This is a genomic window from Aeromicrobium sp. PE09-221, assembly GCF_002174305.1.
Taxonomy (GTDB): domain Bacteria; phylum Actinomycetota; class Actinomycetes; order Propionibacteriales; family Nocardioidaceae; genus Aeromicrobium.
This window is the reverse complement of record NZ_MIJB01000033.1, coordinates 25,047-36,493: the sequence shown is the minus strand read 5'-3', so window position 1 is coordinate 36,493 and position 11,447 is coordinate 25,047. Positions and strand designations below refer to the sequence as shown.

Genomic DNA, 11,447 nt, shown 5'->3' with positions numbered 1-11,447 from the left:
CCGGGCTCGCTCCACGATCGACGCAGGATGTGCTTCCGTGGTTGCTATGGCAACCACGGAAGCACATCCTGCGTCGCCACCGGCCCCGAGATCTGCGTGGATCACCGCACACCCCAGTGAGTGAACCGGACCGACGATGCGACAGGCCCCCGCCAGCGATGCTGACGGGGGCCTGTCGAGTGTCGATCAGTTGTCGAAGGACGTGAAGTCGAAATCGTCCAAGGCGACCGGGGCAGCATCCGACGGACCGAACTGGTAGTCGAAGCTGTCGTAGCCGGCGACCGCGTAGGCGTTCTGACGCGCCTCCTCGGTCGGCTCCACCCGGATATTGCGGTAACGGTCCAAGCCGGTACCCGCCGGGATGAGCTTGCCGATGATGATGTTCTCCTTCAGACCGCGCAGCGAGTCCGACTTGCCCTGGATCGCGGCCTCGGTGAGCACCCGGGTCGTCTCCTGGAAGGACGCGGCCGACAGCCACGACTCCACGGCGAGCGACGCCTTGGTGATGCCCATGAGCACCGGACGAGCCGACGCCGGCTGGCCGCCCTCGGCCACCACGCGACGGTTCTCCTCCTCGAACAGGGCACGATCGGCGAGGTCACCGGGGATCAGCTTGGCATCACCCTGCTCGATGACCGTCACGCGACGCAGCATCTGGCGCACGATGATCTCGATGTGCTTGTCGTGGATGGCCACGCCCTGCGAGCGGTAGACCTCCTGCACCTCGTCGACCAGGTGCTCCTGCGCACGGCGGACACCGAGGATACGCAGGACCTCCTGCGGATCGGGCGTACCGTGCGTGAGCTGCTGTCCGACCTCGACCGAGTCGCCGTCGCGCACCAGCAGACGGGCACGCTTGGTGACCGGGTACTCGACCGGCTCGGAGCCGTCATCGGGCGTGACGATGATCTTGCGCGTCTTGTCGGTGTCGTCGATCTCGATGCGACCGGCGGCCTCGGTGATCGGCGCGCGACCCTTGGGCTGACGAGCCTCGAAGAGCTCCACCACGCGCGGCAGACCGTGCGTGATGTCATCACCGGCCACACCACCGGTGTGGAAGGTACGCATCGTCAACTGAGTACCAGGCTCACCGATGGACTGCGCGGCGATCGTGCCGACCGCCTCGCCGATGTCGACGAGCTTGCCCGTCGCCAGCGAACGACCGTAGCACTTCGCGCACGTACCCGTCTTGGCCTCGCAGGTCAGGACCGTGCGGACCTTGATCTGCTCGATGCCGGCCGTCACGAGTTGGTCGATGACCACGTCGCCGAGGTCACCGCCGGCCTCCACGAGCACCTCGTCCGTCTCCGGGTGGGTGATCTCGGTGGCCGCATTGCGGGCGTACGCCGAGGTCTCGACGTTCTCGGCCTTGACGAGGGTTCCGTCGTCCAGCCGCTCGGCGATGACCTTGGGCAGACCACGCTCGGTGCCGCAGTCCTCCTCGCGGATGATGACGTCCTGGCTGACATCGACCAGCCGACGGGTCAGGTAACCCGAGTCGGCCGTACGCAGCGCGGTGTCGGCCAGACCCTTACGAGCACCGTGCGTCGCGATGAAGTACTCGACGACCGACAGGCCCTCGCGGTAGTTCGCCTTGATCGGACGCGGGATGATCTCGCCCTTCGGGTTGGCCACCAGGCCTCGCATCGCGGCGATCTGACGCAGCTGCATCATATTGCCGCGAGCACCCGAGTTCACCATCATGTAGATGGGGTTGTCGATATCGAAGGTCTCGCTCATCGCATCGGCGACCTCGGACGTGGCCTGGGTCCAGATCTCGATGAGCTCCTGGCGACGCTCGTCCTCGGTGATGAGACCGCGGTCGAACTGCTGCTGCACCTTGGCCGCCTGGCCCTCGTACTTGGCGAGGATCTCCGGCTTGGAGGACGGGCTGACGACATCGGCCATCGAGATGGTCACACCCGAGCGGGTGGCCCAATGGAAACCGGTGTCCTTCAGGTTGTCCAGCGCGACGGCGACGTCGACCTTGCTGTACCGCTCGGCCAGGTCGTTGACGATCGTGCCGAGCTCCTTCTTGCCCACCTGGTAGTTGACGTACGGGTAGTCCACCGGCAGCTGCTCGTTGAAGATCGTGCGCCCGAGCGTGGTGCTGACCAGCTCACCCTCGTGACGGATCTTGACCTTGCTCTGCAGCGTGATCTCACCGCGCTCGAACGCCATCTGCGCCTCAGCCGAGGAGCTGAACGCACGACCCTCACCGGGGTGACCGTCGCGATCCAGGGTCAGGAAGTACAGCCCGATGATCATGTCCTGCGTGGGCATGGTCACCGGACGGCCGTCCGAGGGCTTCAAGATGTTATTCGTGCTGAGCATGAGGATGCGGGCCTCGGCCTGCGCCTCGGCGCTCAGCGGCAGGTGCACAGCCATCTGGTCACCGTCGAAGTCGGCGTTGAAGGCCGAGCAGACGAGCGGGTGGATCTGGATGGCCTTGCCCTCGATCAGCTGCGGCTCGAAGGCCTGGATGCCCAGCCGGTGCAGCGTGGGTGCGCGGTTGAGCAGCACCGGGTGCTCGGTGATGACCTCTTCGAGGACATCCCACACGACCGGACGGGCCCGCTCGACCATGCGCTTGGCGCTCTTGATGTTCTGCGCGTGGTTGAGATCGACCAGGCGCTTCATCACGAAGGGCTTGAACAACTCGAGCGCCATCTGCTTGGGCAGACCGCACTGGTGCAGCTTCAGCTGCGGGCCGACGACGATGACCGAACGGCCCGAGTAGTCGACGCGCTTGCCGAGCAGGTTCTGACGGAAGCGACCCTGCTTGCCCTTGAGCATGTCCGAGATGGACTTCAGCGGACGGTTGCCCGGACCGGTGACGGGACGACCGCGACGACCGTTGTCGAAGAGCGAGTCGACGGCCTCCTGCAGCATGCGCTTCTCGTTGTTGACGATGATCTCGGGGGCACCGAGATCGAGCAGGCGCTTGAGGCGGTTGTTGCGGTTGATGACCCGGCGGTACAGGTCGTTCAGGTCGCTCGTCGCGAAGCGGCCGCCGTCGAGCTGAACCATCGGACGCAGCTCCGGCGGGATCACCGGGACGGCGTCGAGGACCATGCCCTCGGGGTGGTTGTTGCTCCCCATGAACGCCGAGACGACCTTGAGGCGCTTCAGGGCACGGGTCTTGCGCTGTCCCTTGCCCGTGGCGATGATCTCGCGCAGCTTCTCGGCCTCGAGCTCGAGGTCGAAGTCCTGCAGGCGCTTCTGGATGGCACGAGCGCCCATGAAGCCCTCGAAGTACTTGCCGAAGCGGTACGTCATCTCGCGGTACAGCATCTCGTCACCCTCGAGGTCCTGGACCTTGAGGTTCTTGAAGCGGTCCCACACGGCCTCGAGGCGGTCCAGCTCACGCTGGACGCGGTCGCGACGCTGCTTGGCCTCACGCTCCGCGGCGTCCTTGACCTTGCGCTTGGCATCCGCCTTGGCGTCCTCGGCCTCGAGCTGCTTGAGGTCCTCCTCGAGCTTGGCCATCCGCTCGTTGACCTCGGAGTCGCGCCGGTTCTCCAGCTGCTTGCGCTCCATGTCGATCTTGGCCTCGAGCGAGGACAGGTCGCGGTGGCGAGCATCCTCGTCGACCCAGGTGATCATGTACGCGGCGAAGTAGATGACCTTCTCGAGGTCCTTCGGCGCGAGATCGAGCAGGTAGCCGAGACGGCTCGGCACACCCTTGAAGTACCAGATGTGCGTGACCGGGGCGGCGAGCTCGATGTGGCCCATCCGCTCGCGGCGGACCTTCGAGCGCGTCACCTCAACGCCGCAGCGCTCGCAGATGATGCCCTTGAAGCGCACGCGCTTGTACTTGCCGCAGTAGCACTCCCAGTCCCGGGTAGGACCGAAGATCTTCTCGCAGAACAGGCCGTCGCGCTCGGGCTTGAGCGTGCGGTAGTTGATCGTCTCTGGCTTCTTGACCTCACCGAACGACCAGTTGCGGATGTCGTCGGCGGTCGCGAGGCCGATCTTGAGCTGATCGAAGAAGTTCACGTCGAGCACGTTGTCTTCTTTCCCTTTCGAAATTCTGTGGTGTGAAGGAGGGTCCGAGCCGTGGCTCAGACCTCCTCCACGGACGAGGGCTCACGGCGCGAGAGGTCGATGCCGAGCTCTTCAGCGGCTCGGAACACCTCGTCCTCGGAGTCGCGCATCTCCAGCGCGGTGCCGTCAGCCGAGAGGACCTCGACGTTCAGGCACAGCGACTGCATCTCCTTGACGAGCACTTTGAAGGACTCGGGGATACCCGGTTCCGGCACGTTCTCGCCCTTGACGATGGCCTCGTAGACCTTGACGCGACCGACGATGTCGTCGGACTTGATGGTCAGCAGCTCCTGCAGCGCGTAGGCGGCACCGTAGGCCTCCAGGGCCCAGACCTCCATCTCACCGAAGCGCTGGCCACCGAACTGGGCCTTACCGCCGAGCGGCTGCTGGGTGATCATCGAGTACGGGCCGGTCGAGCGCGCGTGGATCTTGTCGTCGACCAGGTGGTGCAGCTTCAGCATGTAGATGTAGCCGACGCTGATCGGATCCGGGAACGGCTCGCCGCTGCGGCCGTCGAGCAGTCGTGCCTTGCCATCGGGACCGACCATGCGCTCGCCGTCGCGGTTGGGGAGCGTGGAGGCCAGGAGGCCCTGCAGCTCGTCCTCGCGCGCACCGTCGAACACCGGGGTGGCGACATTGCTGTCGGCGGGCGCCTCGGCGGCCTCGATCTTGCGCAGCCGCTCCGCCCACTCGTCCTTGACCTCGGCCGGGATCTCCCAGCCGGTCTTGGCGATCCAGCCCAGGTGCGTCTCCAGCACCTGTCCGACGTTCATACGACCGGGCACACCCAGCGGGTTGAGCACGATGTCCACGGGGGTGCCGTCGGGCAGGAAGGGCATGTCCTCGACTGGGAGGATCTTGGCGATGACGCCCTTGTTGCCGTGACGGCCGGCCAGCTTGTCACCATGGCTGATCTTGCGCTTCTGCGCCACGTAGACCCGCACGAGCTGGTTGACGCCCGGGCTGAGCTCGTCGCCCTCCGCGGCGTCGAACACCCGCACGCCGATGACGGTGCCGGACTCGCCGTGCGGCACCTTGAGCGAGGTGTCGCGGACCTCGCGCGCCTTCTCACCGAAGATCGCGCGGAGCAGGCGCTCCTCAGGGGTCAACTCGGTCTCGCCCTTGGGCGTGACCTTGCCGACGAGGATGTCGCCATTGCCGACCTCGGCGCCGATGCGGATGATGCCGCGCTCGTCGAGATTGGCGATCATCTCCTCACTGACATTGGGGATGTCGCGGGTGATCTCCTCGGGGCCGAGCTTGGTGTCGCGGGCGTCGACCTCATGCTCCTCGATGTGGATCGAGGTGAGCATGTCGTCCTGCACCACACGCTGGCTGAGGATGATGGCGTCCTCGTAGTTATGGCCCTGCCACGGCATGAACGCCACGAGCAGGTTGGTGCCGAGAGCCATCTCGCCCTCGTCTGTGCAGGGGCCGTCGGCCAGCGGCGTACCGACCTCGACGCGCTGCCCATCGCGGACCAGCGGGCGCTGGTTGGTGCAGGTGCCCTGGTTGGAGCGACGGAACTTGGCGAGACGGTACGTGGTGTACGTGCCCTCGTCCTCCATGATCTCGACCGCATCGGCCGAGACCTCCTTGACGACGCCTGCCTTCTTGGCGACGGTCACGTCGCCGGCGTCTACCGCGGCACGGAACTCCATGCCGGTGCCGACGAGTGGAGCATCGTTGCGGATGAGCGGGACGGCCTGACGCTGCATGTTCGAGCCCATCAGCGCGCGGTTGGCGTCGTCGTGCTCCAAGAACGGGATCAGCGCGGTGGCCACAGAGACCATCTGACGCGGCGAGACGTCCATGTAGTCGACCTCATCGGCCGGACGCAGCTCGGCCTCGCCACCACGGTGACGCACCAGGACCATGTCATCGGCGAAGCGCGCCTCATCGGTGAGCGGCGAGTTGGCCTGCGCGATGATGTAACGGTCCTCGTCCGTCGCGGTCAGGTAGTCGACCTGCTCGGTGACCTGGCCGCCCTCGACCTTGCGGTACGGGGTCTCGACGAAGCCGAAGGCGTTGATCCGACCGAAGGACGCGAGCGAGCCGATCAGGCCGATATTCGGGCCTTCCGGGGTCTCGATCGGGCACATGCGGCCGTAGTGCGACGGGTGGACGTCACGGACCTCGTAACCGGCGCGCTCACGGGACAGACCACCCGGGCCGAGGGCCGAGAGACGACGCTTGTGCGTCAGGCCCGCGAGCGGGTTGTTCTGGTCCATGAACTGCGACAGCTGGCTGGTGCCGAAGAACTCCTTCAACGCCGCCGTGATCGGGCGGATGTTGATGAGGGTCTGCGGCGTGATGGCCTCGACGTCCTGCGTGGTCATGCGCTCACGCACCACCCGCTCCATACGGGCCAGGCCCGTGCGGAGCTGGTTCTGGATGAGCTCGCCGACCGTGCGCATACGGCGGTTGCCGAAGTGGTCGATGTCATCGGCCTCGACGACGATCTCACCGGCGGGTGCCTCGAGCTCGGTGCGGCCGTCGTGCAGGGCGACCAGGTACTTGATCGTGGCGACGATGTCGTCGATCGTCAGCGTCTGCTGATCGAAGGCCTCATCGGTGCCGATCTTCTTGTTGATCTTGTGGCGGCCGACCTTGGCGGTGTCGTAGCGCTTGGGGTTGAAGTAGTAGTTCTCCAACAGCGTCTGCGCGGCCTCCTTGCTCGGCGGCTCGCCCGGGCGGAGCTTGCGGTAGATGTCGAGCAGGGCCTCGTCCTGGCCGGCGACATTGTCCTTCTCCAGCGTCAGGCGGATCGACTCGTAGTCGCCGAACTGCTCGAGGATCTCGGCCTCGCTCATGCCGAGGGCCTTCAGCAGGACCGTGACGCTCTGCTTGCGCTTGCGGTCCAGGCGGACGCCCACAGTGTCGCGCTTGTCGACCTCGAACTCGAGCCACGCACCACGGCTCGGGATGACCTTGGCGGTGAAGACGTCCTTGTCGGAGGTCTTGTCCGCCGTGCGCTCGAAGTAGACACCGGGCGAACGGACCAGCTGGCTGACGACGACACGCTCGGTGCCGTTGATGATGAAGGTGCCCTTGTCGGTCATGAGCGGGAACTCGCCCATGAAGACGGTCTGGCTCTTGATCTCACCGGTGTCGTTGTTCATGAACTCGGCGGTCACGAACAGCGGGGCCGCGTAGGTGACGTCGCGATCCTTGCAGTCCTCCACCGAGTACTTCGGGGGCTCGAAGCGGTGATCACGGAACGATAGGCTCATCGTCTCCGAGAAGTCCTCGATCGGAGAGATCTCCTCGAAGATCTCCTCCAGGCCGGACTTGGTGGAGACGTCGGTCCGGCCGGCGCCGAGATCGGCGTCGACGCGAGCCTTCCAGGCATCGCTGCCGATGAGCCAGTCGAAGCTCTCGGTCTGCAGGGCCAGGAGCTCAGGGACCTCGAGCGGCTCGGAGATTTTGGCGAAGGAGATGCGGCGCGGAGCCGAAGCGTTCTGGGTGGTGCGGGCGGTACGCGAGGCGGCCAAGAGAAGTCCTTCCGAAGACTCGCAGGCGGATGACTCATTCAGTTCGATAGTGTTGTCGCACAGGGTCATGCCGACGAGATCGAGCAGAGGGCATGACAAAGGGCGCGCGAAGATTCAGTCTAACCCATGCGCCACGCCCATGACAAGGGGCATCTTGACAAACGACGAGACTTCGGCCACTATCGGACACTTTTGCCCTTGATTCGGCCGGGGGCGGTGGGTCACGCACCTCTCGCCCCGCGGAGCGGTGGGTCACGCACCTCTCAACCGGCGCGAGAGGTGCGTGACCCACCGCCGCCTGCTCGGAGAAGTGCCTCACCCTCCGCCCCGACGAGCCCGGGCGATCGGCCAGAACAGCGACTGCCATCGCGGCCCGAAGCAGGGTGGCGGTCCGGTATAACCGTGGCGCGCGATCCTGTCGTAGACCTGGGCCACGAAGCGCTGCGGCGAGGTCTCCTTGGTGGCGATGACGCACTCGAGTCCCAGATCGCGGTAGTCCTGGTTCCTGGCGAGATCATCGAGATACTGCCGCCGATCGCTCTGGTGGTGACCACCGTCGTACTCGGCCACCGTCGCATACTCCCGGTACAACAGATCCGCCTCGGTGAGGACCCGACCGTCCTGCACGATGAGCCCGTTGACCTCCGGCTCGGGCAAGCCGCCGAACAGCAGATACGCCCGCGCCGATGACTCCTGTGGGGAGCGCACGTTCTCGCGGAGGAAGGCCGAGATCCACGCGGCCTCGCACGCGCCGGCTCGCCAGCGATCCCGATGAGCCAGCTCGACGAGTTCCACGAGTGTCATCGCTCCGCGCCGCAAGAGCTCGTCGCCCACCCCGATCGCCTCGATCACCGTCACTCGCGCGCACCAGTGCAGATACGCGCTCGCCGGGGTGACTCCGAGGTCGTCGAGCGGAGGCAGTCGATCGGTGCGGTGCACGAGGATCCCGTCGATATCCAGGTGGAGATCGCCCTGGACCACCACGTGCACCGGCAGGAGCGGCCCGGCATCCACTCCGAGAAGCTGCAAACGGCTGACATCGGTGAGGTGCGCGTGGGCCGGGGCAGCCAGGCGGGCGGCCGCGATCCAGTCCGCCGCCGACATCTCATGGTCTCTATGCACCCAGACCCGCGGGAACAGGCGACGATACGAGGCACCGTTGAGCATGCGCGGGGTGAGACCCTCGTCGAGGGCCCGCGCGCGGGTGAAGGGTCCCTCACGGAGAGCGGCTGGGATGTGCGGCGTCGTGGGCATGACCCGAGCCCAACCCGACCAGGGGCGTTGGCGCTACCCCACACCCGCATCTGTGGACGAGCGAGACCAGTCCTTGCGCAGTGGAAAACCCCTACCTCCGCTCGGGCGGTGGGCTACACACCTCTCAAGCGGTGCGAGAGGTGCGTAGCCCACCGCCCGATGCGGTCAGGGGTGCGTAGGTCACCGCCCTACGTTCAGGTGAGGTCACGCTCGACGCGCAGGGTGGTGAGTGCGGTCGCGAGGGCGTTGTAGTGGCCCACCAGCAATACGATCTCGATCAGCTCGCGTCCGCTGAAGTGCGCGGCGAGCTCGGACCACTGGTCGTCGTCGAGATCCCCCTGCTCGACGAGCCGGTCCACGGCGGCCAGCAGAGCCCGGTGACGTGGCGGCCACGCCTGCGAGTCGGGGGCAGTGAAGACCCGCTCCGCCAGCTCAGCGGTCACACCCGCCCGCGCGCCCAGCCGCAGGTGGTGATCACGCTCGTACTCGCATCCCCGCACGTGCGCGACCCGCAGGATCGCCAGCTCGGTCTCATAGCGCGTCAAGCGGCCGAAGGGCATGAGCGTCGCCGAGTAGTGCAGCCACCCGCGAAAGGTCCCACGGGCACGGCCCAGCGTCGTGAAGACACGGGCTTCGGGGACACCCGCGGCCCGTGCCATGGCGCAGCAGATCAGCCAGTTGACCGGGCCTAGCTCGCGCCATCCGCCCGGCGCGACCCGCGGGGTCACGAGCCCTGACCGGGCTGCGGTGTGGTGAGATCCACGCGCTCGTCGCGAGCGATGCGCAGCGCCTCATCGAGCCCGCGCTGCGCGAAACGGTCGACCACCGGCTGCGCCAGCATGCGGATCGGCAGGATGCCCCCGACCCACCAGGGCGCGACGATGACCCGCGATCGACGGGCGATCCCCCGCTCGATCCGGTCGATGGCCGGGGCCAGCGGCGACACCCCCGAGAAGGAGCCCTCCGCCCCGAGCACAGCGGCAGCCTCGGTCGAGAAACCCCGCTCCGTCATATCGGTGGCGAGCTCGGCGAAATAGGCCACGCCCGCCTTGGCCCCGGTCGGACGCAGCTCGCTGCGCAGCGTGTTGCCCAGCGCCTCGACGCCGGACTTGGACGCCGAGTAGGCGCCCAGCAGCGGCAGCTGCACCACCGCCGCCGCCGAGGAGACCACCAGCGCGTAGCCGCCCGGGTGAGCGATGTGCGGACCCGCCGCCCGCATCGTGTAATACGAACCGAGCAGGTTGACCGCGACCGTCTGCTCCATCACCCGCGGGTCGCCGCCGAGGATCGGCAGCTGTCCCGCGATCCCGGCATTGGCGACCACGATGTCGAGTCCACCGAGCTCCTCCACCACATCGCTCACCGCCTGGTCGACCTGCTCGCGTTGTGCGACATCGCACTCGCGCCAGACTGCGTCGGCCTTCGCCGCCACACCGGCGAGCAGCTCCGGCTCGAGTCCGATGAGGCCTACCCTGGCGCCCCGGGCGGCGAGACGTTCGGCCAGCGCGGCACCGATCCCCCGCGCGGCGCCGGTGATCAGGACACGACGTCCGCGCAGCAGCTCACGATGGTCCCGCATGAACGACCCTCTCGACTCACCGACAGAAGTGAACTCGACGGTAACATGCGATTTCGGCCGTCCGCCCGGAATCGCGCGAGATGGACACCGGCTGGCGGTGCGAGTGCCCCTCCGAGTGGTGCAGTCGCGCCCACGAGTGGTGCATGTTCGCCCTCTTTTCGCAGGGATAGGGGGCGAATTTGCACCACTCGCGGTCAAGGGAGGCTGTCGAGGGGTGACGATCAGAGGGCTTGGATCTCGTCGACGAGCCAGGTGCCGCGCTCCTTGACCATCGTCATCGTGACCCGGTTGCCGAGGACCGTCGGAGCCTCGTCCTCCTGTCCGGCGATCAACCGCACCTGATCGACGAACACGAGGACCTGGACCGACTCGGTCGAGCAGTCGTCACCGCACGGCACCGCGCCGGCATCCTGGACCTGCGCCTGCACTTCGAACTCGCGCTGAGGAGCGATATCGCGCAACGAGGGGGCGACCTTGTCGAACTCCTCGGCGAAGTCCTCCGTCATCAGCGCCTTGGAGCTCTCCTCATGGTCGTCGAGATCATCATGGGAGAAGGTGAAGATCGTCTCGGCCGCCTCCCCCGCGGCCCGCGACGCCTGCCGCTGAGCCGCGTCGAGGGCTGCTTCTCCGCCCCCGCGCAGACTCCACGCACCCCAGCCCGCCAGTCCCAGCCCCAGCGCCAGGACGATCACGGCGATGATCATCCGCCAGGGCAGCGAGCCGACCGGCAATCGCGGACGACGCGCCCCCGTCGACCGCTCCGAACCGGTGTCCTCCGCGGCCGCCTGCGTGCGCTGACGACCGGAGGCCGACGTGGGAGGTGGCGGCGTCGATGCCGGCTCCTCGGCCAGGGGTCGACGAACGGGACGCGCGACCGGGCGCGGGGTGGCACGCGGAGACGGCGGCGTGGACGCCGAGCGGTCGGCGGCCGAGCGCTCCCCCGCGATACGACGACGCTGAGGCTTGCGTGGCTCACTCATGACACCCTCCCCTGGACCGAGATGTGCTCCCCATTCGTGAACCGGACCCCTGCTGGGTCGACGAATACCCAGCAGATCCCGGTCCAAGCCGGG

General features: G+C 66.9%; 6 protein-coding genes. All 6 read right to left on the bottom strand.

What is annotated here, in order from left to right:
- Nucleotides 1-186 precede the first annotated feature (186 nt).
- Nucleotides 187-4,008, bottom strand: coding sequence for a DNA-directed RNA polymerase subunit beta' (locus BHE97_RS17845; protein WP_087625396.1), 3,822 nt, complete (start codon nt 4,006-4,008; stop codon nt 187-189).
- A 56-nt stretch (nt 4,009-4,064) separates the two neighbouring features.
- Complete coding sequence (gene rpoB / locus BHE97_RS17840; RefSeq protein WP_087625398.1) at nt 4,065-7,541, bottom strand: DNA-directed RNA polymerase subunit beta; 3,477 nt, start codon at nt 7,539-7,541, stop codon at nt 4,065-4,067.
- A gap of 315 nt (nt 7,542-7,856) precedes the next feature.
- Nucleotides 7,857-8,795: a hypothetical protein gene (locus BHE97_RS17835; RefSeq protein WP_087625395.1), complete on the bottom strand. Its 939-nt coding sequence runs from the start codon at nt 8,793-8,795 to the stop codon at nt 7,857-7,859.
- Nucleotides 8,796-8,989: 194 nt separating this feature from the next.
- Entirely contained in the window at nt 8,990-9,523 is a 534-nt protein-coding gene (locus BHE97_RS17830; protein ID WP_087625394.1) for a carboxymuconolactone decarboxylase family protein, read from the bottom strand.
- Nucleotides 9,520-10,374: an SDR family NAD(P)-dependent oxidoreductase gene (locus tag BHE97_RS17825; protein ID WP_087625393.1), complete on the bottom strand. Its 855-nt coding sequence runs from the start codon at nt 10,372-10,374 to the stop codon at nt 9,520-9,522. The genes BHE97_RS17830 and BHE97_RS17825 overlap by 4 nt, the downstream gene beginning before the upstream one ends.
- 221 nt (nt 10,375-10,595) lie before the next feature.
- On the bottom strand, nt 10,596-11,354 hold the full coding sequence (locus tag BHE97_RS17820; RefSeq protein WP_087625392.1) for a hypothetical protein: 759 nt from the start codon (nt 11,352-11,354) through the stop codon (nt 10,596-10,598).
- Nucleotides 11,355-11,447: the final 93 nt, after the last annotated feature.

Bases quoted from the DNA above. Each gene is read 5' to 3' on its own strand.
- BHE97_RS17825 (WP_087625393.1), bottom strand. From the start codon at position 10,374: ATGCGGGACCATCGTGAGCTGCTGCGCGGACGTCGTGTCCTGATCACC.
- BHE97_RS17820 (WP_087625392.1), bottom strand. From the start codon at position 11,354: ATGAGTGAGCCACGCAAGCCTCAGCGTCGTCGTATCGCGGGGGAGCGC.
- BHE97_RS17835 (WP_087625395.1), bottom strand. From the start codon at position 8,795: ATGCCCACGACGCCGCACATCCCAGCCGCTCTCCGTGAGGGACCCTTC.